Source organism: Acinetobacter sp. ANC_7503 (assembly GCF_056780035.1).
In genome coordinates this window covers 77925-99229 of sequence record NZ_JBWYJA010000001.1, presented here as the reverse complement: position 1 = coordinate 99229, position 21305 = coordinate 77925, and the positions used below count along the sequence as shown (strand labels likewise).

The window sequence follows — 21305 nt, the reverse complement described above, 5'->3', positions numbered from 1 at the left end:
TTTTTTAATGGAAAAATTTATGAAAGAAGTCGGACAAGCCATACCAGTTCGACCATACCCACCAAAAGAAATATTCGATTTGGATACACCTAACTTCATGCCAGCACCAGAACTATGGGCATGGATTAAAGCTGTATTCCTAAATGAACATTCTGAAGTGTTTAACCCTGATCATATTCACCTGGACTCATTTTACTGGCCACAGATCGCCGTGATGTGGGCAAACGGCGGATTTATCAAACAGGGGCGTTTTGTCGTTGGTCAAGCTGAAAAAGTCATGATCAATATGGGTGGATGGAAGAAAGCACGCCAAGAGGAACAATTTGAACAATGGTTTGGTCAAGTTCCTGAATATCTCATTACGGTTGATTCCAAATTTGCCCAAGTGGCGAATGATATTGCCTTTTGTGCACTGGTTGAGCATGAGCTTTACCACATTGCACATAAGCGTGATGAATGGGGTATCCCACAATTTAACCGTGAAACAGGTTTACCAAAGCTTGAGATCAAAGGGCATGACGTGGAGGAATTCACTGGTGTGGTACGCCGTTATGGTGCAAGCGAAGAAGTTCAAAACATGATTGATGCAGCGAAACAGCGACCTGAAATTTCAAGAGCCGATATTTACCATGCGTGCGGTACTTGCTTTCTGAAGGTCGTTTAAATTTTTTTGTCCATTGAGTTGGACGAAGTTGGACGGATAAAGAGCAATGGCAACGCTAAATCAAAAGCACAAACTCTTTATCGTACGTAGCTTAGCGCAGTGGAATACACCTACTGAAACCGTTGAGCTTGTCCAACAAGAGTTTGGCATCACTATTTCACGTCAGCAGTGTGAGGCATACGACCCGACCAAACGGACAGGACAAAACCTCAGTAAAGCATTAGCTGACGAGTTTTATAAAACCCGGGAGCAGTTCCGTAAAAATACAGATGAAATGCCCTTGGCGAATCTCGCCGTGCGCTTACGTCATTATGAGAACTTGCTGAATAACCCACAGAACAAACGCAATCCGATTTTACAGCTGACCATTCTTAAACAGGTGGCTGAAGACGTCGGTGGCAAATACACCAATAAAACAGAATTGACTGGCGCAGGTGGTGGACCATTACAAAGCGAAAATGTTACCTACGTGGATGCTAGCCCTGAATTAGTGAAGCAGGTGTTAGATGAACTCGAAAGTAAATACTAGACCGCTTGAGATAAAGATCGAACGTGAGAAATGCGAACGTGAACATTTGTTTTTCACACGCCGTTTTTTCATGCCTCGTATGGGGTTTAAGTTCTCAGTCAATTGGCACCATGAATACATAGCTTGGGCCATTGATGAAGTCATTGCCGGACGAATCGAAAATTTAGTTATTAACGTTCCACCTGGTTCAGGTAAGACTGAACTACTGACCAATTTGATCGCACGTGGTATCGCACGGAATCAGCGTTCACGATTCTTATATTTGTCATTCTCGCAGTCACTTGTAGAGGATGTGTCGTCTACGGCGCGAAACATCGTGAAATCGGCTGATTTTCAGGGCTTATGGCCTGTGAAGATCTCGACCAGTACCGATGCTAAGGCAAGCTGGAAAACGACTGTAGATGGATATGAAGCGGGACATGTTTATTCAGCTTCGATGGGTGGTCAAGTTACGGGCCGCCGTGCAGGTACTTTGGCAGATGCTGGATTTACCGGTGCGATTATCCTGGACGATCCGCTCAAGCCTGAAGATGCATTTAGTAAGACGGCACGTAACAAGGCAAATCGTAAGATTCTGAACACGGTCAACTCACGTAAAGCCAAATCATCTACACCGATTATTCTGATTATGCAGCGTTTACACGTTGAGGATCCGACTAACTTTGTGATGACTGGCAACGTGCCAGGGAAATGGCATCAGATCTCGATACCGGCACTGATTGATGATGCTTACATCAATACCTTGCCTGAGCATATACGCCGTAAAGTGCCACGTGATGTCGAGCGTGATGAGAAAGGACGTCAGAGTTATTGGCCACTGAAAGAGTCGTTACAGTCATTACTGCAGTTAGAGAAGGGCGGTCAGGATAAAGACGGCGCTACAGTGTCACGTTATACGTTCAGCAGTCAGTACCAGCAAGAGCCTAAAAAGCTCGGTGGTGACCTTGTTAAGGCTGAATGGTTCGATCGGTACCATGAGTTACCAGTACTCAAGTGGCGTGCGATATGGGCAGATACGGCGCAAAAAACCAAAGAGCATAACGACTATTCAGTGTTCTTATGTGCAGGGCTTGGTTATGACAATCGCTTGTACATCATCGATGTGCGCCGTGGCAAATGGGAAGCACCTGAGCTGATTAAGGAAGCTAAGGCTTTCATCAATAAGCATAAGGAAAGCAATACCAAGATCGGCAAGCTTCGATACATGGCCATCGAGGATAAAGCATCTGGAACGATGCTGATTCAAAACATTTCGCGTGAAACCACATTACCGATCAAAGCGATTCAGCGTGATACAGACAAGCTGACTCGTACTATGGATGTAGTGTTCTATGTCGAGGATCGTCGTGTTGTTCTACCTGTGAGTGCGCCGTGGTTATTGAATTATGTTGAAGAAATCGAGGGTCTTAAAGCCGACTTCACACATGAGCATGATGACCAATGGGATCCTACCATCGATGCGATTAATGACTCACTTGCGAAAAAGCCGACTGTATTTGATTAGAGGTATTTATGGCTAAAGATAAAAAGTCTGATACAGGCGGTAAAATTAAAACGCTTGTAGCAGATGCAGTAAAACAGGCAATCAACGCCATTGGCGATGCTGGTGCATATACCAACTTGGTATCCAATATTGGTACCGAGCGTGACAAAGCCACAGGTGGCAAGTTCGTCCGTAAAGACATTGACGATGATCAACTTGAAGCGGTGTATCAGAATTGGCTTGCACGCCGTATTGTCAATCGCCCTGCATCTGACATGCTGCGTGCTGGATGGTTCTATGAAGGCATTCAAGGTGATGATTTAAAACGCCTTGAGGAAGCGTGTAAGGCGTTTCACTTAGAGCATGTGCTTTTATCGGGCCTAATTCTTTCTCGCCTCTACGGCGTTGTGTACATTCTGCTTGGAACGGCTGACGGCGCTGCCTTAGACCAACCTTTAGATATTTCCAATCTCGGCCAAGGCCGTTTGGAATTCTTCACGGTCGTTAAAAAGAAATATATCACGGCGGATAAAAACAGTTATTTACCGCCGTCGGCATGTTGTGGACTACTGAAACAGCCTGAATTTTACGAAATGAAAATGGGGAATGAAGCGAAAAAGCGCATTCACCATACTCGTCTAATTCGCATTGCTCATGCCGATGTGGTGAATGAAGAGCCTCAAAGCATTCTGCAAGAAGTCTATGAGGATCTGCTGGATCATGCCAGTGTGAAGCGTGGATCTGCTAGCCTTATTCATGAATCAAAGATTGATGTCATTCAAACGCCGAACTTGGTTGATAAGATTAGAGAGGATATGAAAGGCGTCATGGAACGTTTCATGTCTGTGGGGCTGATGAAAAGCCTAAACGGTATGTTAGTCCTTGATGCTGAAGAAAAGTACGAATCAAAAACGTATAGTTTCGGCGGCTTGCCTGACATGATGCGTGAATTCTCAGTCCAGACGGCGGGTGCCGCAGATATCCCATATACGATTCTGTTTGGCCAGTCACCCGCAGGTATGAATGCCACTGGTGAGCATGACACTCGTAATTATTACGACTCGATTGCTACTAAGCAGGAATGGGACCTTAAGCCGATCTTGATGAAATTTCTTGCTGTGATCTGTCAGTCTACATTTGGACGTCAAATACCTGAGCTGGATGTCGTATTTAATCCGCTTTGGCAATTGGATGCTAAAGTCCGTGCGGAAGTGGAAAAAGCCAATGCTGAGCGCGATGAGAAGTATCTCAATATGGGCATCATCACTGAACCGCAGATCGCTCGTCAGCTTAATATCGACGGCGTTTATTCAGTCATTGATGAAAAACACATCAAATTGCTGGAAACCATGGTGAAGCCAAATGACGACGATCATACAGATCCTTAAGCCTCAGCTTCAGCAGATTAAGAAAAGCAAGAAAGGGCGCAAGGCTAAGCCTAAGGCAGTTAAGGTCAATCGCCGTGTAGAACTTTTCTATACACGTCAGCTTTTGGAAATATCCAAATATTGCCAAGACCAAACCAAGGATTTTGTTTTACCAGCCGTTGGTCAAAACATTGGTGATAGCTGGGTGACAGACCTATTCACGGCGTTACGTGAAAAGATGGTCAAGTACACCATGGAAGTGTCGGTATCTTTGGCCACTAAAGTGGTTATGGATACCAGCAAAGATGTTGATAAGCAGATTGCTAGTCATACCAAGACCATTCTTGGTGTGGACCTTACGCCGTTTTTCCGTGGCGCTGATATTCAGGATGAAATCGATAATCAGATTGCTGCAAACGTTTCGCTGATTAAGTCTATTCCAAGTCAGTACACTGATAAGCTTGAAGCGTTGGTGATGAATGCCTTGCAGACAGGGCAAACTAATCAAGAACTGGCTCAGGAAATAAAAAAACTCGGTCATAGCACAGACAATCGTGCATGACTGATTGCAGCCGATCAGATGGGTAAGATCAACGGCGCTATCAATAAGAAACGTCAGACGTCTTTAGGTGTAACGACTTACGATTATTTAACATCAAAGGATGAAAAGGTTCGTCCGTTATGTGCCAGCCATCATGGCAAAACCTTTCGATGGGATACGCCGCCTAAGGGTGGTCATCCTGGTCAAAAGATTGGATGTCGATGCACCGCCTTGCCGAATTATGAGGATATTTTGATCGACTGATTTAATAGTTTGATTTAAAGTATCTTTCGATATGCAGGGGATTACAGATGCATCAAGACCAAAAACTAGATATTTTGTTGGATGTAAAAACTAGAGCAAATAAATGGATTGGAAAGTATCTTTCTATGGATGTGGTTGATCCCCACTTTCAGCCTTTATTTGATGTTTTTAAAGAATCGAACTTCGATATCGAGTTGCTGTTGAATATGGATTCAATTGAAATTCTACAAGTGACTAAAAATTGTTGCGAAGGGATTGGTTTAAGTAAATTTGATAAAGATTGTGCTTTAGAGTGTTGGGCAGCAGATGCTTCGGTAATGATGAATTCGCTTAAAGATCAATAGTAAAGTCACTTGTTGTTTTATCTAATTTAACCCACTTTGGTGGGTTTTTTATTGCCAAAAATTGAAGGAGCCATAAAGGCTCTTTTTTATTGAGCTCAATTTATGAAACTCATTTACCAACTCAAAATTGGTGATTTTGCACCAAGCGAAAGTACACGCTCATTTACTCAAGAAGGGTATCTGAAATGCGTCAATGTACGTTTGGCCAAAGCACCTCAAGTACGTCAGTACTACGCTTATGAATTTCCAAATTTGGAAGGTTATTCAGCGGATCAGGTTATCAATGTCTATGTGGCAGCTGAGGACCTATTCAAACCTGAAGTCATCAATAGTCTTCAAGGTGTAGATGCAACGGACTATCACCCACCTAAGAATGAAATCAATGCTTCCAACTGGAAGGAATACCACATTGGCGAATGTTTCAATGTGCGCCAAGAGGGTGATTTCTTGGTCGGTGATCTGATCATTAAAGATCAGAACAGTATCGGTTTAATCCAAAACAATGAGCGCGTTGAGATCTCATTAGGCTATGCGGCTGATCTTGTCCTTGAACAAGGCACGGCGCCAGATGGTACGCCGTATCAAGCCAAATTTATCAATTTTAAAGGCAATCACGTGGCGCTGGTGAAATACGGTCGCTGTGGCGGTGATTGTCGCGTCGGTGACCATAAACCAAACCCAAAGGGGAAAAAGATGGAAATTAAAGTAAACGGTATTCGCTTTGAGATTGGTGATAACCAAGCGCTAGCAGATGCTGTAAAGCAACAAGAAGACCAGCTTGAAAACTTGAAAGCAGCAAAACTCAAAGTCGGTGATAAACAATTTGCCATCGGTGACGAATTGCCAACTGTACAAGCAGTGGTTGATACCTTGCAGACTGAAAATGCAGAACTGAAGCAAAAAGTAGGTGATCTCGAGAAAAACCAAATCACTCCTGAAAAGCTTGATCAGGTCGTAGCTGAACGTGCGTCAGTGGTTGCGGACGCCGTTGCATTGGTACCAGGTATCAAAACTGAAGGTTGTTCATGTGAACAAATTAAACGTGATGTGATTGCAGCCAAAGCAGGCGATGCATTGGTGACTGCCGTACTAGGTGGTGTCGCCGTAGGTGATGCGAATCCTGAAAAGATCGACACGGTATTCCGTGCACTGTCAGCAGTGAAGTCGACCACACCAGGCAATGCAGTCGGTGATGCATTACATCAACAGCAACAACAGCAAAACCAAGGTCAAGACCCTAAAGAAAATAAGGGTTATGACAAGTCTGCTGCATACAAAACAATTTAAGGGGAACTTGAATCATGGTTCAGCAATTAAATGCGGTGGTAGGTCAGCGTGGCCGTTTAACTACCAAAGAAGTTGTACTGTCATTACCGCTTTCAGGTCTGACTTTAGTCAATGACGGTGATGTGGTTGTCCGCACGACTGATGGCAAATCTGTAACGGCTGTGGCAGGCGCTACACCGACACGTTTTGGAGTAGTGGTACGCCACGGTGTTGGTAAGACAGGCAAAACGGCGGCTGGTAAAGAAGCCTATAAAGCGGCTGATATGTTGCCTGTGATGTTTGAAGGTGCAATTTGGGTCAAGCCTATAGCGCCGATCACCGACATTACTGCTGCGGTTTATGTAAAAACTGCAAACGGTACCACAGCAGCGCCGTTGGGTTCTTTGTCGAGCTCAGCAACTGACGGAACAGTATTTCCAGGTGCAGCATGGGAAACCGTGACAGGTGCCGATGGTTTAGCCCTTCTTAATCTTCGTGGAGCTTAATAACACATGAGCAAATTAGCAAAAATGAAAGCGCGTTTAACGCCGATTTCACATGCCATTCAGGCACAAGTTGGCGATGCGTTCAACATGGATGCATTGGCACAGCTCTTCATAAAGATCGAAGAACAAAACGAAATTACACCACAGCTTGCACAGGTCCTTGACTACGCTAAGTTCATCCCAGTGACCAATGTAAATGCGGTTTATGGTGGTGGTGAAATTCTGTCTCGTAAAAAAGGCGTGGGTATCGGCGAAGACTATGCTGGTACAGGTGATGATATTCCGCTTGCAGAAGTTGAATACGATACTGTAAGCCTACCAGTGAAAGTCGGTGTGATTGGCTACCAATATTCAGTGGTTGAATTGGCGACCGCACAGCAAATGAACCTCACGCTTGAAGCGGATAAAGTTCAGGCTGCAAACTTAGCTGCTGAAAAGCACATGTCAAATGTCGCTTGGTACGGTTACACCAAAGCGAATGCCAGTGGACAGCTTGAACAAGTGAATGGCTTCTTGAACCAAACAGGCGTTACCATCGTGACAGGTCAGCACGATTGGGCTACAGCGACCATTGAAGAGGTTTTATCTGACTTCAATAACTCGTTGGCAAGCTCGACAGACTTGTTTGACGGTGATGTGTCTATTGAGCCTGATACCTACTTGATGGCATCAGCGCAGTACACACACCTTTCAACACGTGTGGTACCAAACTCAGGCGGTAAAACATTCCTGAAGTACATTGAAGAAAACAACATCTTCACCACTCAGGGTAAGCCATTAACGATTCGTGGTTCTGGTCGTGGTAATGGTAAAGGTACTGCAAGTGCTGACCGTTCGATCATTTATCGCCGTGATCCATCATGTATTCAATTCAAAGGTAACAGCGTTGTATTCCTGACGGCGCAACCAAAAGGCTTAGATGTGCTTGTACCTGGTCATTACAAATATCAGGGCGTTTGGTTGAAACGTGTTGATTCACTTCGTTACCTTGATCATGCATAAGGATTAAAATCTCATGGCTAAATATTCATACACTTACAGCGGCTCTAATGCCGCTTTTGTTTTTGCAGGCCTGGTGACTTTACCTAAAGGGATCGCCGTAGTAGTTGAAGCCAATCACCATAAAGCACTCCAAAAGAACAAGTTTGCCAAGCATATTATTGATGCAGGTGAGCTGGCTGTTGAAGAAATTGCAGAAGCCGGTGATTCAAAACCTGCTTCAGGTCGTGGCAAAGGCGCACAATCTGGCAAAGCTGACGATGGTAAAGGCAAGGATGAATCCAAAACTCCTGAGCTCACGATTGATGACGTGCGTAAAGCGCTGACTGATCTTGAAATCACCTTCGCTGAAGATGAAACACTTGAACAGCTGCAAGAAAAACTTGCTCAAGCTACTGAATAAGGTGAACTATGGACCCACAAGCTTTTAAATTAAAGTTTAAGTACGACACAACATTATTAAATACTTCTGATGCTGAAATTGCCGATGCATTAGAAGAAGCTGGTCTTGTTGTAACGGCGCTTGAATTTGGTGATCTGAAAGAACGTGCTGTGGGTCTATATGCAGCACATATTCTCAGAGTTGCATACAAATCAAAGTCTGGTAGCAGCTTTTCAGATGCATCAAGTATGACTATTGCAGGTCAGAGTGTGAGCTTTTCACGTTCTGGTACTGATGCATTTTATAACCAAAGCATTTATGGCCAGCGTTACCTGGCATTAAAAAATTCAATTCCAATTGGCAATGATGGTACCAATCCTAATCGTTTGGGTGTTGGTGCTTTCGTTGTTTAGGAGCAAGGCATGTCATTTAAGTATCAAGCGCCTGAAAATTTCAAAGCGACTTCGCTTGAAATTGCAGGCACCACGTACAAGGTTGAAAAAGGTGTGATCGAGTCGGATACCGACATTGCACACATCTTGGCACCACATGGTTTTAAACGTGCGGTACCTGAAATCAAAGCAGAACCTAAAAAAGAAACTGCTGCTGCAAAGTAGGTGATGTATGAGTGATTACCGTGTTGATGCTGATGTTGATTTTAACGAGGTCAATGAACGTGTACGTGCTGAAATACGGCGCACGGTAAATGCACTCACACTTAAACTTCAGCGCACTATTCAGGAAGACATGCTGACAGGTCAGCGCTTGAATGTGCAGTCTGGGCGTTTAAGGGGATCTGTTGCATCTAAGGTGGAAGAGGATAAGGATTGGATCGAGGGTACAGTCGGTGCGGGTGGTGCTTTGGTACCTTATGCCTTTGCTCATGAACTTGGGCTTAAAGGTGCATTGGCCATTAAGGCGCATCTTCGGATGATCAAGAAAGTCTTTGGTCAGCCGATCACAGCACGTCAAATCATGATCAAAGCCCATTCTCGTAAAGTCGATATGAAAGAGCGCCGTTTTATGCGTGATTCATTGGATGAAGTGGCGAAGAGTGTGCCGAAGAATATTGATGCTGCAATTGAAAGGGGATTGAGCAGTGAATAGTGAAGCCATTTACCAGGCATTGTTTGATCGTCTATCGGGTATCGATGGGATTAAAACCACGAGTCGCAGGCTAAGGCATTTTAACCATGTTACACCCGAACAGCGCCCAGCGTTATTTGTGACGCAAGGCAACCAGACTGAAGCACCGATCAAAGGCTTGGATGCCAAGGTTGAACTTGAAGCGGAAGTGTACGTTTACATTCATGAATCAAATCCATCTATACCGCCGAGCGTGCAGTTAAATCAGATGATTGATCAAGTACGTGCCAAGCTTGCGCCTGATCATCCTGACATCTGCGAATACCAAACCTTAGGAGGATTGGTCGAGCATTGTTGGATCGAGGGCACGATCGAAGTTTTTGAAGCAGTGGAAAATATGCTTGATGACCAAGGGATTGCCATTATTCCGATACGGATCCTCACCACTACCTAAAGCAATTCATAAATTCCATGACCGCCAATACGGCGGTTTTCTCATTTTTAAGAGGTCGATATGGCTCAATATTTATTTGGTGCCGGTAAAATCTTTGCCACACCATTACAGGATGTGCACGGTAATCCAATCTCCAACGGCACACCCGTTGAAGTGGGCGTACTGCAGTCAACGTCAGTTGATATCAGCTATGACTTAAAAGAACTCTATGGCCGTGGTCAGTTCGCCGTAGATGCCGCACGCGGTAAAGGTTCGATTAAGTGTAAAGCGACAATGGGTCGTATCAATGGCGCATTGCTAAATTCCATTTTCTTTGGTGGCGTGGTCACTGAAGGTGGTATTACTGCAGTCGCGCAGACCATCAATGGTGAAGTCGTTGCAGTGTCAGTAACACCAGTCGTTCCGAACAGCGGTACATTCGTGAAAGATTTAGGCGTGACTGACAGTAAGGCAATTCCATTAAAGCGTGTGGCGAGTGCACCAGTTGCAGGTCAATACAGTGTGGATGAAGCGACAGGTGTTTATACCTTTGCAGCAGCTGATGTGGGTAAAACGGTATTTATCAGCTTTAAATACACAGCGACGGTGGCAGGTGCTAAGTCAGGTGTCGTAAGTAACTTGGATATGGGCTATACGCCTGAATTCAGTGTTGATCTGTTCCGGGAATACAAGGGCAAGGGTCTTGGTATTGAATTCTACCGTTGTACAAGCAATAAGCTTGCGTTCAGTTCAAAACAAGATGATTACGATCTACCTGAGTTTGAATTCCAGCCAATGGCCGATGATTTAGGCCGTGTCTTCAAATGGACTACTTCGGAGTAATACCATATGCAATTTAATCAGGTCGAAAACCCACGTGGTAACCCACTTAAAATTAATGGCCAGATTTGGATTTTTGCGCCGTTGTCCTTAGGTACTGCTGAAAAGCTGATGCCGAAGCTTAAAACCTTTGATCCAAGTGACTTTGCTTTAGTGGCAGATGTAGCACATAGCTCTTTAAAGCGTAACTATCCTGACATTACCCGCGAATTTATTGCTGATGAACTACTTGATATTGGTCACGTGAACGCCGTATTTGATACGGTCATGGGGGCTTCTGGTCTAGTTTATACAGGTGAAGACGAGCAGGCCACTGATTCGGGGGAATAGACTGGGAGGAGCTGTACACGCATTTGGTGCTTACATTGGGCAAGGATTACGACTATGTGCGTAATGAATTGGATTTTCCAAGAGTCAAAGCATTGAATGCGTATCATAAGCAGTGTCCTCCCAACCATGTTGGCATTCAGCGTCTGTGTCGGATCCTTGAGGCATTTATGGGGATTGAAGACAGTACTGGTTCAGAAGATGCTCAAAGCGATGATGAAGATGATTTAATGGATGCTTTGATTAACTTTCCACAAGGATAATTTTATGACTGTAGATTATGAGGCATTAGGTCGTTACCATACTGTATTGGAGCAGTACCAGCGATTAATAACCCAGCGACATAATTTAGCAAGCAGTATTGATCGAGTAACTTTGAATGCTCGTATTTCTGGAAGTGTATCTGATTCCATACAAACACTAGATCATGCAAAGTTGGGTAGTTTGGTGAATGAAATCACTTCGATTAACCAAGAATTGATGCATGTTGTTGAGCAGGTAAATCATTATGCTGGCATTGTGGATAAGCCTAAAATCAAAATTATGCGTAATGCGTAGTCAGTTTTATTCAGGGTGGCTAAGGCTGCCCTGATTGATTAAAGTTTTTGAGTTGGTTAAAGTTCGCGGGAACTTTATAACAACTTGGATATAACCATGAAAAAAGTAATTGGATTGGGTCTATTAACTTTGGCATTGACTGCTTGCGGTGGTGGCGGGGGTAATTCATCTTCTTCTAATAATGAGGGAGATAAAACACCTGTAGCTAATGCTGAAATCACTGGTGTTTACACTGGCAAGACCAATCAAGCGCAAAATGTTATTGGGTTGGTAGATAAAAATAATAAATTCTGGTTTCTATATACACCACCTTATTCTAACGGAATTACTGGCTTCATGACTGGTGACTTAACTGTTTCTGGTAACACAGTAAAAGCGATTAAAGGGAAAGACTTTTATTTTGGTGGTAGTGCAGTTTACGACACATCTATTAATGGTACTTTTGAAACTAAAAAGAGCCTAAATGGAACGATCACTTATACGCCTTCAAATCAGGTTACATTTGACACTTTATATGATGCTGAATTAAATAACTCGGTATCCAATCTCACGACAATCGCAGGATCTTATATAGGTCAATCAGCGATAGTTGAAGGTATTGAAGAAGCAACCTTAACAATTTCAAATACGGGTGTGATTTCAGGTAAGGGACAAAGTGGCTGTACGTTCACGGGGAAAATAGCAGTTGAAGAAAATGCACCTTACTACAATGTTGATTTAGCTTTTGGTTATTCACCTTGTCTCTTAGCGGGACAGTCTGTAAAGGGTGTGGTTTATTATGATTCATCAATTAAATCACTTTATGCAGTGGCAGAAAATAGTAATAGACAGAACGCAGTACTGTACTTAGGAACAAAACAGTAACTCCCATAGTTTTGAAACTTACTTAAAGAAGCACCTTAGGGTGCTTTTTTAATGCGCGCAACCTCTTCCACGGTAAGGCTATAACCTTTCATACGACTAGCAAGTTCCATCATTAGAACTTCGGTAGGTATTTTTTCAACAGCAGATAGGTTTTGAGAAAAGCTTTCTTCAAGGCGATAGACCGCCTCCGCTGTAATGGTTCTACCATTTTCAAGAGCTGCTTTTTCAATACGTTCTTTTAACTCCATGGGTACACGGAGGTTCATTTGTGGATCGTTACGTGCCATGTACGAAAGACTCTGCTAGTGATATAAAGAATAATATTGCATCACTGTGCTTTACATCAATAAAGCAGTGTGCTTTAATGTGATCACGGTGCTTTATTGGAGATTTAAATGGCACGTTCAGATACACAGGTAGCAGTACGAATTCCACCTGAGTTGCACAAGCAACTAAAAGAAAAGGCTGTAAAGGAAGACCGTTCAATGAATTATTTAATCAACAAAGCAGTTGAACTTTTACTTGACCAAGAGAATGCGAAAGCATGAAATCAACAGGCACAAAAAAACCTTGTTCAACTCTCACATATCACAAGGTTTAGTTGCCTATTAACCATAAAGGAAAATAGTTATGACAACTATGAGTTTACAACAAATCACAGTACCTTTCCACAATGCTGAATTATTTTTAGTTGAGCATAATGGGCAACCATACACACCTATGAAGCCTATTGTTGATGGCATGGGTTTAGACTGGGGTTCTCAATTTGTGAAGCTAAAACAGCGCTTCGCTTCAACCATTGTGGAAATCACAATAGTTGCAAATGATGGTAAAGATCGTCTTATGACGTGTTTGCCAGTTAAAAAGTTATTTGGCTGGCTTATGACTATTAGCCCAAACAAAGTAAAACCTGAACTTCGAGACACGGTTATTAAGTATCAAGAGGAATGCGACGATGTACTTTGGGATTATTGGGCTAAAGGTAAGGCTGTTAATCCACGTAAAACAACTCCTAAAGATCGTGAGAACTTACGTCATGCTGTATCAAACTTAGTATCGCGTGTGAAAATCAACTTTTCAGATGCGTATATCATGGTTCAACAGCGATTTAATGTTGATCACATTGACGAAATACCATTAGAAAACTTGGATGATGCGGTCGAGTATGTTCATGGATTAATTTTGACTTTCGATAAATACCAATCTCACGCCCCAGTAGATGTAAATGCTATTCAGAATTGTCACGGCGTTTTACAGTATCGTTTGATTGAGTACCAAAAGAATTTGGAAGCCGAGGTTAAACGCTTAGGTGGAAAAATGCCTGAACATCCATCCTTTAATCCTGAACAAGTTGCTCAGGCATTAATGTCGGAGATACTTCAAGGCAAGCAAATGACTGTAAAACTGAATTATCAGGGTGGGTTTGCTATTGACCTTGTGCCCGAAAACGCCGTGATGATTGAGTCTAATAAAATCCCAGAATTGGTGAATCGTACAGATTTAGTTTCAAAAGAGCAGCTCCCTTTAATTATGCAAAATGCTATGGAACGCCTAGTTAAATAACCCTAAAAAAAATTCGAAGGTGTGGTGATTTTCACCATACCTTGACTGACTACAACCGCCTCACGGCGGTTTTTTTATGCCTGCGAGATAGGAATTATGAGCAACAATCGAGTGGAAGTGCACGTTGGTGCGAAGACTTCTGAACTTAAAAAAGGCATGAATGAAGCCGAAAGTATTGTTAAAGATACGGCGCAGGAGATTGAAGTCACAGGTAAGAAAGTGGACTTTCAGATTGACGTGTCTGGTGTGCAAAAGATCTTCGATAATCTTTCAAGCAATATCTCAACGCAGATGCTGGGCCTAGGTAAAAAAATTGCTGCTGGTATTGGTTCTGCCTTAGCTGTAGATGGATTGGTCAGTTTCACTCGCAATGCAATTAGCACCGCTTCAGAAGTTCAGAAAATGTCTGACATGCTGGGTGAATCGGTAGAAGACCTCCAATACTTTGCCAAGGGTGCTCAAACAGCTGGATTGTCATTAGAACAGTTCGGCATGATGGGTAAGGATGCGCTAGATCGTCTCGGTGAAGCACGCCGAGGTGAAGGCGAAATGATGGACTTCTTTGAAAAGGTTGCGCCTAAGATTGGTGTGACCATCGATATGTTCAAAGATTTAAGTGGTCCAGAAGTTATCCAGGCATATTACGATGGATTGGAAAAAGCCAATTTATCGCACGCTGAAACTATCACCTACATGGAGCAGATCGTCAATGATGGCAGTTTGCTTATTCCACTACTCAAAGACGGCGGTGCAGGCTTTAAAAAATGGGGTGAGGAAGCCAAGAATGCTGGCGCTATCATGTCTAAAGATATGGTGGACAACCTCGGTAAAGCCAAAGAAAACCTTTACACACTAGAGCTTCAGTTCCAAGGCTTCCAAGCAATGCTGATCAATTCAGTAACGCCTACAGTGACTGCTATTGCGCAGAACTTTGACAACATCAAAGCTGTGGTCATCGCTTTAGGTGCAGCTATTTCAGCTAAATTGGTTGTTCAATGCGCCGTATTGGCTAAAGAGTTTGTGATTGGTGTTGCCCAAGGCATGGCTTATCAAATGCAATTGTCTGCGCTTCAGGGTCAAGCGATGCGTACTGCTACGGCGATGGGTGTACTGCGTAGTGCGTCAGCATTGCTCGGTGGACCTACTGGCTTAGGTATGTTGGCATTTCAAGGTCTAGCGGCAGGTGCTGCATTCCTTTACATGAAACGAAGCAGTGATGAAGCTGTTCCAGCGTTAAGCACACAAGGCAAAACAGTTGCTCAACTTCGTGAGGAATATGAAAAGCTTGATAAGGCTCAACAGCGTGTTTTGACGCGGCAAGCCACGGCGGATTTATCCAAAGCTGAACAAGGCTTTCGTAAACAGGAAATTGCATTACTTGGCTTGGTGCGTGCGGTAGTTAATCATTCCGATGCATCAGATGCTGATAAAAAAGCAGCTAAAGAGCTCCACGATCAATATATTCAAGGCAAGCTGAATGCAGATCAACTAGCCACAGGTATTAATAACCTACGAACAGTTGAGTCTAAACATAAGGCTGGAATTGATGAGAAAGCTGCTGCCGTTAATAAAGAGCGTAAAGCAGTCATTGATGCTCAGGGTGTTCTAAAAACTTATAACCAAGTTGTGACACAAGGTACTAAGGATAATAAGGAACACACAAATTCCATCAACGATAAAGCAAATGCATTAGCCAATTTGACTGCAAAGCAGATGGAGTATGTTCGTGAATCTAACAAACATTCTGAACGAGAACGCTATATTCAACACAACATGAAAGTTGGTGGTGTGTCGCGTGAGCGTGCTGAGCACATGGCAGATGCTCGTGATAAGGCAGGTATGGGATACACCGCTAAAGACGGTGCAATGCCTGAAGCTGTTAAACAGGCTGAAGAAGCGGACTGGAAGCGTAAACAAGCAGCTGAAGCGCGTGAGGAAGCTGAAAAGAAAGCTGAGGAGACTCAAAAACGTCAAACTAAGGAGCTTGAAAAACAGCAACAGATCTTGCAGGTCAATGCACGTGTAAAAGCGAATGCTGAAAAGTTTAACTATTCAGGATTTGAAGCCAAGTATGGCTTGCCGAGTGGCATGCTATCAGCTCTTAACATGCAAGAGACTAAGGGTCGAAATGTTGAAGGCGTTCAGACTAAATACGGCAAGGCGAAAGGCAACTTTCAAATGCTGGATATGACCGCCAAGCGCTTTGGCTTATCTGATCCATCCGACACAAAACAAGCTGCTGAAGGCGCAGCCAAATACATGCGTTTCTTGCTAGATAAGTATGGTGATATCAACAAGGCTATTTCTGCTTATCATGCAGGTGAAGGGAATGTTGATCGTGGTACCGGTATTGGTCCAATTAATCGCCAGTACGTGAAAAACGTCAAGGGTTACATGGCTGGCGTTAACGGTGTAGAAGCAGGGACTGAATCTTCAGATTTTGATAAATCACTTCAAGAGCAAATCCGCAAAGCTGAAGAAGCTGAAAAGGAAATGCTAGCACTGCAGTATAAATATGCAGATGAAAGCAAGCAGGTTGCTTTAGATCTTAAGAAAGAACTAAGTGACATTGATTCTTCTATATTGTCAGCTGAAGAAAAGAAAGCTTTTTCAATCAAAGCTGAGCAGGAAGCCGCCGACAAAATCAAAGCGATTCGTGTTGAACAACTTGAAAAACTCAAGACGCTTCATGAGGAAGAGCTTCAAGGCAAAATGATTTTGTCTCAGCAAATATTCGAGCTAGAAATGGCACGTTTGGATGCTGATTTTGATGCTGGAAGAATCAATAATGTTGAAAAGGTACGTCTTGCAAAGCAACTTGAAGAACAGTTGTATGCCATCAAGCGTATTGGATTGGAGGAGCGCCTAGATCTTGAACAAGAGCTAAGTCAACTCACTGGGAATAGTTCTGGGGTAAGTGGCGTAACCAATGAAATCAGTGCATTAGATCATCAAAGATCGGTGTCTGATATCCAAGCACCAGGCATGATTTCTGATGCCCAAATGAAAGACTTTGAAGATAAGTTTGGGAATCTAACGTCACGAATGTCTGGTCTATGGGATAAAGGCATTCAGTCCATGATGAATGGAACATTGACCTGGAAAAATGCCATGAATGCCATTTTTACAGAACTAGCAGGGGCATTTATTCAAAGCATGATTAGTGAACCACTGAAAAAATACGCTGCAAGTTTAGCAACTCGTATGGCGATTAAATTAGGGTTTATCAAATCAGAGACGGCGGCTGAAGTAGCTGGACAAGCTGCTCAGACTGGTGCTGTGGTGGCTGGTGAAGGCATGAAAACCGCTGCAACTTCAACAGGTGTAATTGCTCGTTTAGGTTTAAAGCTCATGGAAGTCTTAAAGTCAATCATGATGTCGGCTTGGGAAGCTATGGCTGGTGCTTGGGCGGCGCTTTCGTCAATACCAATTGTAGGCCCTGCATTGGGTGTAGCTGCTGGTATTGCCGCATTTGCTGGTGTATCTGCAATTGTGGGAAAAGTGGCATCAGCCCGAGGTGGTTACGATATTCCTGCAGGTGTAAACCCTATGACACAACTTCACGAAGAAGAAATGGTTTTACCTAAGCAGCACGCAAATACGATTCGTGCCTTAGGTAAGTCACTAAGTGCAGATGGAGGCTTTGGCACACCTCAAACTCCAAGTCAGCAAGTGAGTAACCATTTCTCAATTCAAGCCTTTGACTCACGTGACGTAAAGCGTTTCTTTGAAAAGCATGGTCGTGAATTGGCGAGTGGATTAAAGGGCCATCGCCGTAATTTCGGTACCTAAGGAGGTTTTTGTGTCTGATGTATTATTTCCTGAATTACCTGGTCTTGAATGGGAGTTGTCAAAAACTCCCATTTTTAATACCAAAATAATGACGTCTGTGAACGGTCGGGAACTTCGCGCAAGTTACCAAGCCATTCCTAAGTATGAAATCTCAATGTCATTTGCATTTTTACGTGAAAACAATGGTAGGAATGAATTACAGCAACTTGAAAGTTTCTTTTTAGAGCGCCGTGGTGCTTTCGATTCATTTCTTTTCAAGATGCCTGATGATTATGAGTTTAATTGCACTTTTCAAGGTGATGGTGAAACCACTTCTTTTCAATTGCATAAGAAAATGGCCAGCCTAGAAATACCGGTAAGTCATACGGCAGAGTTTGTATCTGAAGACCCTCTTATGTGGAGTGATGATCTTGATCAACCAATGTGGACTGATCTTGAGGCAAAAATGTGGGTAACACAGTATGAAATTACAAAGAACGGTTTGTTAAATTTACCGATACCCCTTGCTGAAGGTGATACGTTGCAAGTTGATGGCATTTTTTATTATCGGTGTCGATTTGCTGATGATGAGCAACAGTTTACGAACTTTATGCATAAACTTTGGAACGCAAAAAGAGTTGATCTGGTGGGATCTTTAGGAAATAAAGTATGAGAGCTGCTTCTCCAAAATTAATTGCGTTGCTTGATGCAGATCGGTTTGTAATGGCAGATCTCTATACGATTACAACTGTGCAGGGTGATGTATTCAGATATACCAATTATGATTTTGATTTGACTGTTGCAGGTCAAGCATATAGTTCGAGAGGTCCGATCATCAGTCGTGAAGGAATTAGCCTGTCACTCGGTATTGAAGTTGATAATTTATCGATCAGCATTAATTGTATTGATGATAATGAATGGAATGGCATTAATGTTGTTCAAGCGTTTCATAATGGCCAATTAGATGGTGCTCGATTTAAGCTGGAGCGCATATTTATGGATATGAGTATGCCAACGGACACCAGTGCCGGCACCATTAAGTTGTTCGAAGGTCGAATCATTGAGCCTGACTTAGATCGTAATTCAATTCAAGCCAGTGTTGCATCAGATCTGGATGAATTGAATGTGCAAATGCCGCGAAATCTGTATCAGCCAAGTTGTACCAATACGCTATTTGACACGGCATGCGGTCTCTTGCGGCAAAACTTTATGGTGCAGACAACCATTGAAGCAGGCAGTACTTCAGCTCGAATTTTATGCCAGGTGAATCAGCCACAAGGTTGGTTTACCCAAGGCGTGATCGAGTTCTTGGACGGTGGTAATGCTGGTCTAAAACGGACGATCCGAATGCATGAATCGGGGGCTTTATTATTGACTTTGCCATTGCTGGAAACACCGCAGGCAGGGCAACGAATCAAGGTTTATCCAGGATGTGATAAACGCTTAGAAACTTGCCAAAACCGTTTTAATAATTTTGTTCGTTTCCGTGGTGCGCCTTTTATACCGGTACCTGAAACCGCAGTTTAATCAAATTTGTAATAATCCATACCCAGCCTTGAGCTGGGTTTTTTTATGGGGTAGGAAAATGCCTTTACCAAATATTATTGAATTCATTGGTACCAATATTACTCAGCGTAAATTTCAAGCTGCCCAAGAAAAGCTTTTAAATTATGTAGCTACTGAGCTACCAACAAAAGTTGAAATGTCGTCAAAAGCCGAGAAAACTTATGTAGATGGCGCATTATCAAGCTTTCAAAATGGAGCAATAAAAACTTATCCAACTCTTGCTGCAGCAAATGCTGATATTGCTAATATTTCATTAAATACCAAAGTATCGGTACTTAGCGAAACAGATGGTGGTGATTATTACAAAGAATCTGTAGAGGCTACAAGCTTAACAAAAAGCTCTTATGATCCATTATCAAGTTCAAAAAATTATACGGATCAAAAAACAGCATTTTGGCAAGTTTCCAACACGAATGTAAAAATGTTTGACTCATTTTCAGAATACTCAGTTGGTTTTGTGGGGCAAAACGGCAAAATGCCATTAGGCATTAAAAAAGATGGCACTGTAGTTTCTGAAAAAATAGAAGCTCAGAATCTTGCTGTTGAAGAATTTAATGTGAATGAATTTCAAGCAGAACAACAATCTATCGCAGGCATGAAAATGCAAGCATTAGATCCATTCTCTGGGTATGTTTTTGGCATCGGCAACGGACATAAATACCCTATTGCACTCCGCAATGATGGTGTTATTCAGATTGATAAATTGAAAGTCAATAAAATTGAACTTTCAACCGAAGAAACAAAGAGTGAAAAATTTGGAAAAGCATCTCAAGAGTGGTGGATTCATCCGATCCACACATATACAGAAAAGCCATACCCTCGCGTTATTTCTGGTATTTATGGGGAAGATGGTTCAATTTACGTTGGAGAATACGTCATTGGTCGCGGGATTACACGAAAGGTTAAAGTTGGACAAACTGCGCTTATAGATGATCACAACGCCCCATCTGTGTTCATAAAAGATAATCGCAGATCAATTGTGATGTGGCAAAATCACGATAAAACGCAGTATTTATCAGCCAAGGTTTCAACGAAAGATGGCGACATTTCAACATTAGAGTTAGCTGCTGAACAACAGATTGCAGCGGGTGTAAATATCTCATATACACAATTGCATCACATTGAAAGTGAAAGCACGGAAACAGAAGATATTTTCTATATTTTCTCGCGATTTGCGCAGAGATCATGGGGTTTTACAAAGATTTCTGTAAATCAAGAAACAGGAATTATCACAACCCTTGATCAGCATAATATTTTAACTGCGGATGCACAGTATTACATAACGTCAACGCTTGCAGACAATAAGTTGCGTATTGCTTCTTATTATAACCCTTCTCAAGCCCTAAACAGCATTCATTATTGGGAAATTGATATTGTCTCTGGTGATTTAACAGATCATCTCGGTACGACAATAGCAAACGTAAAGACGCATGCAAATCTTCCAATCAATATAGCTAATTTTGTCCCTGTTTTGGCTCATAACGCATCTATAGATCGGCGCATGTTCTATGTTCGATCATTACCTATGTCGCCTGCAATTCTTTATTTAGAGTGGACCGCAGGGCAGCTACAAAACACAGGGAATTACAAAGTAATTTCTCTTGAATCTGACGGCAGCTGGAAAATTCGCACCTATGCAGCATCAGGTAAGCCCTTTTATTCCAACTACTTCGACGGTGCATCATTTCCTGATCCATGTATGAAAGATGAAATTATTGTTTGCAGGTATGACAACGCAAACAACCAAGGTGTACTCGAACGAGTAATTAATGACAATGAAACAATGATTACGATTGAATCTGCTCGCGTTGATGCAGAACATTTAATCAGACCTATTTCGCCAAGAAATGGTGGGAATTTGTGCACGTACGTTCAGTTGCATGCTTACGCAACTACAAGTGCTTTCAGTTTTGAAAGTGATGTTAATTTTATATTTTTAAAATAAGGAAAAA

Annotated in this window: 25 protein-coding genes and 1 pseudogene; 25 read left to right on the top strand and 1 reads right to left on the bottom strand. The window is 42.7% G+C overall.

All coding sequences use genetic code 11. The features are described from left to right. Positions 1–19 precede the first annotated feature (19 nt). From AC1M9M_RS00495 to AC1M9M_RS00405, 19 genes and pseudogenes are all read left to right on the top strand, one after another. On the top strand, positions 20–664 hold the full coding sequence (locus AC1M9M_RS00495) for a putative metallopeptidase (protein ID WP_481595661.1): 645 nt from the start codon (positions 20–22) through the stop codon (positions 662–664). A gap of 46 nt (positions 665–710) precedes the next feature. After that, positions 711–1193: a DUF2280 domain-containing protein gene (locus tag AC1M9M_RS00490; RefSeq protein ID WP_168396906.1), complete on the top strand. Its 483-nt coding sequence runs from the start codon at positions 711–713 to the stop codon at positions 1191–1193. Beyond that, entirely contained in the window at positions 1171–2697 is a 1527-nt protein-coding gene (gene terL, locus AC1M9M_RS00485) for a phage terminase large subunit (RefSeq protein ID WP_481595312.1), read from the top strand. Before AC1M9M_RS00490 ends, terL begins: the two co-directional genes overlap by 23 nt. A gap of 8 nt (positions 2698–2705) precedes the next feature. Then, the gene (locus AC1M9M_RS00480; RefSeq protein ID WP_481595311.1) at positions 2706–4064 is read left to right on the top strand and encodes a DUF1073 domain-containing protein; all 1359 of its coding nucleotides are present in this window, start codon (positions 2706–2708) and stop codon (positions 4062–4064) included. Further along, positions 4039–4848 (top strand): annotated as a pseudogene (locus tag AC1M9M_RS00475) (phage head morphogenesis protein). Before AC1M9M_RS00480 ends, AC1M9M_RS00475 begins: the two are co-directional and overlap by 26 nt. A 47-nt stretch (positions 4849–4895) precedes the next feature. After that, a complete protein-coding gene (locus AC1M9M_RS00470) occupies positions 4896–5192 on the top strand; it encodes a hypothetical protein (protein ID WP_481595310.1) in 297 nt (98 codons plus the stop codon). A 102-nt stretch (positions 5193–5294) separates the two neighbouring features. Beyond that, positions 5295–6479, top strand: a complete 1185-nt coding sequence (locus AC1M9M_RS00465; RefSeq protein ID WP_481595309.1) for a DUF2213 domain-containing protein — start codon at positions 5295–5297, stop codon at positions 6477–6479. Between the two features lie 14 nt (positions 6480–6493). Beyond that, entirely contained in the window at positions 6494–6964 is a 471-nt protein-coding gene (locus tag AC1M9M_RS00460; RefSeq protein WP_481589993.1) for a structural cement protein Gp24, read from the top strand. Between the two features lie 6 nt (positions 6965–6970). Then, positions 6971–7966: a DUF2184 domain-containing protein gene (locus AC1M9M_RS00455; RefSeq protein ID WP_481595308.1), complete on the top strand. Its 996-nt coding sequence runs from the start codon at positions 6971–6973 to the stop codon at positions 7964–7966. Between the two features lie 13 nt (positions 7967–7979). Then, on the top strand, positions 7980–8366 hold the full coding sequence (locus tag AC1M9M_RS00450) for a hypothetical protein (protein WP_481595307.1): 387 nt from the start codon (positions 7980–7982) through the stop codon (positions 8364–8366). An 8-nt stretch (positions 8367–8374) separates the two neighbouring features. After that, positions 8375–8758 carry a DUF4054 domain-containing protein gene (locus tag AC1M9M_RS00445; protein ID WP_481595306.1) on the top strand — a complete coding sequence of 128 codons (384 nt, stop codon included), beginning with the start codon at positions 8375–8377 and terminating at the stop codon, positions 8756–8758. 9 nt (positions 8759–8767) lie between these two features. Then, the gene (locus AC1M9M_RS00440) at positions 8768–8962 is read left to right on the top strand and encodes a hypothetical protein (RefSeq protein WP_481595305.1); all 195 of its coding nucleotides are present in this window, start codon (positions 8768–8770) and stop codon (positions 8960–8962) included. 7 nt (positions 8963–8969) lie between these two features. Beyond that, on the top strand, positions 8970–9452 hold the full coding sequence (locus tag AC1M9M_RS00435) for a hypothetical protein (protein WP_481595304.1): 483 nt from the start codon (positions 8970–8972) through the stop codon (positions 9450–9452). After that, positions 9445–9885: a hypothetical protein gene (locus AC1M9M_RS00430; protein ID WP_481595303.1), complete on the top strand. Its 441-nt coding sequence runs from the start codon at positions 9445–9447 to the stop codon at positions 9883–9885. Before AC1M9M_RS00435 ends, AC1M9M_RS00430 begins: the two co-directional genes overlap by 8 nt. 60 nt (positions 9886–9945) lie before the next feature. Then, positions 9946–10707, top strand: a complete 762-nt coding sequence (locus tag AC1M9M_RS00425; protein WP_481595302.1) for a hypothetical protein — start codon at positions 9946–9948, stop codon at positions 10705–10707. 6 nt (positions 10708–10713) lie between these two features. Beyond that, a complete protein-coding gene (locus tag AC1M9M_RS00420) occupies positions 10714–11034 on the top strand; it encodes a hypothetical protein (protein WP_481595301.1) in 321 nt (106 codons plus the stop codon). Positions 11035–11060: 26 nt separating this feature from the next. Continuing rightward, positions 11061–11294, top strand: coding sequence for a hypothetical protein (locus AC1M9M_RS00415; RefSeq protein WP_481595660.1), 234 nt, complete (start codon positions 11061–11063; stop codon positions 11292–11294). Between the two features lie 4 nt (positions 11295–11298). Then, positions 11299–11589 carry a hypothetical protein gene (locus AC1M9M_RS00410; RefSeq protein WP_179998024.1) on the top strand — a complete coding sequence of 97 codons (291 nt, stop codon included), beginning with the start codon at positions 11299–11301 and terminating at the stop codon, positions 11587–11589. Positions 11590–11685: 96 nt separating this feature from the next. Beyond that, complete coding sequence (locus tag AC1M9M_RS00405; RefSeq protein WP_481595300.1) at positions 11686–12453, top strand: hypothetical protein; 768 nt, start codon at positions 11686–11688, stop codon at positions 12451–12453. Positions 12454–12488: 35 nt separating this feature from the next. Here the strand turns inward: AC1M9M_RS00405 and AC1M9M_RS00400 are convergent, their stop codons facing one another. Then, positions 12489–12740: an Arc family DNA-binding protein gene (locus AC1M9M_RS00400; RefSeq protein WP_481590002.1), complete on the bottom strand. Its 252-nt coding sequence runs from the start codon at positions 12738–12740 to the stop codon at positions 12489–12491. Positions 12741–12848: 108 nt separating this feature from the next. Here AC1M9M_RS00400 and AC1M9M_RS00395 point away from each other — a divergent pair, with 108 nt between their 5' ends. The 6 genes from AC1M9M_RS00395 to AC1M9M_RS00370 all read left to right on the top strand — a co-directional run bounded on the left by AC1M9M_RS00395 (position 12849) and on the right by AC1M9M_RS00370 (position 21298). Further along, positions 12849–13001: a toxin-antitoxin system HicB family antitoxin gene (locus AC1M9M_RS00395; protein ID WP_481590003.1), complete on the top strand. Its 153-nt coding sequence runs from the start codon at positions 12849–12851 to the stop codon at positions 12999–13001. Positions 13002–13083: 82 nt separating this feature from the next. Beyond that, complete coding sequence (locus AC1M9M_RS00390; protein ID WP_481590004.1) at positions 13084–14016, top strand: phage antirepressor N-terminal domain-containing protein; 933 nt, start codon at positions 13084–13086, stop codon at positions 14014–14016. Between the two features lie 96 nt (positions 14017–14112). Continuing rightward, positions 14113–17808, top strand: coding sequence for a lytic transglycosylase domain-containing protein (locus AC1M9M_RS00385; RefSeq protein ID WP_481595299.1), 3696 nt, complete (start codon positions 14113–14115; stop codon positions 17806–17808). Between the two features lie 10 nt (positions 17809–17818). After that, the gene (locus tag AC1M9M_RS00380) at positions 17819–18460 is read left to right on the top strand and encodes a DUF2460 domain-containing protein (RefSeq protein WP_481595298.1); all 642 of its coding nucleotides are present in this window, start codon (positions 17819–17821) and stop codon (positions 18458–18460) included. Continuing rightward, entirely contained in the window at positions 18457–19314 is an 858-nt protein-coding gene (locus AC1M9M_RS00375; protein ID WP_481595297.1) for a DUF2163 domain-containing protein, read from the top strand. The genes AC1M9M_RS00380 and AC1M9M_RS00375 overlap by 4 nt, the downstream gene beginning before the upstream one ends. Positions 19315–19372: 58 nt before the next feature. Then, positions 19373–21298: a hypothetical protein gene (locus AC1M9M_RS00370; protein ID WP_481595296.1), complete on the top strand. Its 1926-nt coding sequence runs from the start codon at positions 19373–19375 to the stop codon at positions 21296–21298. Positions 21299–21305: the final 7 nt, after the last annotated feature.

Coding starts and splice junctions, on each gene's coding strand:
- AC1M9M_RS00495 (WP_481595661.1), top strand. CDS start 20: ATGAAAGAAGTCGGACAAGCCATACCAGTTCGACCATACCCACCAAAA.
- AC1M9M_RS00490 (WP_168396906.1), top strand. CDS start 711: ATGGCAACGCTAAATCAAAAGCACAAACTCTTTATCGTACGTAGCTTA.
- terL (WP_481595312.1), top strand. CDS start 1,171: ATGAACTCGAAAGTAAATACTAGACCGCTTGAGATAAAGATCGAACGT.
- AC1M9M_RS00480 (WP_481595311.1), top strand. CDS start 2,706: ATGGCTAAAGATAAAAAGTCTGATACAGGCGGTAAAATTAAAACGCTT.
- AC1M9M_RS00470 (WP_481595310.1), top strand. CDS start 4,896: ATGCATCAAGACCAAAAACTAGATATTTTGTTGGATGTAAAAACTAGA.
- AC1M9M_RS00465 (WP_481595309.1), top strand. CDS start 5,295: ATGAAACTCATTTACCAACTCAAAATTGGTGATTTTGCACCAAGCGAA.
- AC1M9M_RS00460 (WP_481589993.1), top strand. CDS start 6,494: ATGGTTCAGCAATTAAATGCGGTGGTAGGTCAGCGTGGCCGTTTAACT.
- AC1M9M_RS00455 (WP_481595308.1), top strand. CDS start 6,971: ATGAGCAAATTAGCAAAAATGAAAGCGCGTTTAACGCCGATTTCACAT.
- AC1M9M_RS00450 (WP_481595307.1), top strand. CDS start 7,980: ATGGCTAAATATTCATACACTTACAGCGGCTCTAATGCCGCTTTTGTT.
- AC1M9M_RS00445 (WP_481595306.1), top strand. CDS start 8,375: ATGGACCCACAAGCTTTTAAATTAAAGTTTAAGTACGACACAACATTA.
- AC1M9M_RS00440 (WP_481595305.1), top strand. CDS start 8,768: ATGTCATTTAAGTATCAAGCGCCTGAAAATTTCAAAGCGACTTCGCTT.
- AC1M9M_RS00435 (WP_481595304.1), top strand. CDS start 8,970: ATGAGTGATTACCGTGTTGATGCTGATGTTGATTTTAACGAGGTCAAT.
- AC1M9M_RS00425 (WP_481595302.1), top strand. CDS start 9,946: ATGGCTCAATATTTATTTGGTGCCGGTAAAATCTTTGCCACACCATTA.
- AC1M9M_RS00420 (WP_481595301.1), top strand. CDS start 10,714: ATGCAATTTAATCAGGTCGAAAACCCACGTGGTAACCCACTTAAAATT.
- AC1M9M_RS00410 (WP_179998024.1), top strand. CDS start 11,299: ATGACTGTAGATTATGAGGCATTAGGTCGTTACCATACTGTATTGGAG.
- AC1M9M_RS00405 (WP_481595300.1), top strand. CDS start 11,686: ATGAAAAAAGTAATTGGATTGGGTCTATTAACTTTGGCATTGACTGCT.
- AC1M9M_RS00400 (WP_481590002.1), bottom strand. CDS start 12,740: ATGGCACGTAACGATCCACAAATGAACCTCCGTGTACCCATGGAGTTA.
- AC1M9M_RS00395 (WP_481590003.1), top strand. CDS start 12,849: ATGGCACGTTCAGATACACAGGTAGCAGTACGAATTCCACCTGAGTTG.
- AC1M9M_RS00390 (WP_481590004.1), top strand. CDS start 13,084: ATGACAACTATGAGTTTACAACAAATCACAGTACCTTTCCACAATGCT.
- AC1M9M_RS00385 (WP_481595299.1), top strand. CDS start 14,113: ATGAGCAACAATCGAGTGGAAGTGCACGTTGGTGCGAAGACTTCTGAA.
- AC1M9M_RS00375 (WP_481595297.1), top strand. CDS start 18,457: ATGAGAGCTGCTTCTCCAAAATTAATTGCGTTGCTTGATGCAGATCGG.
- AC1M9M_RS00370 (WP_481595296.1), top strand. CDS start 19,373: ATGCCTTTACCAAATATTATTGAATTCATTGGTACCAATATTACTCAG.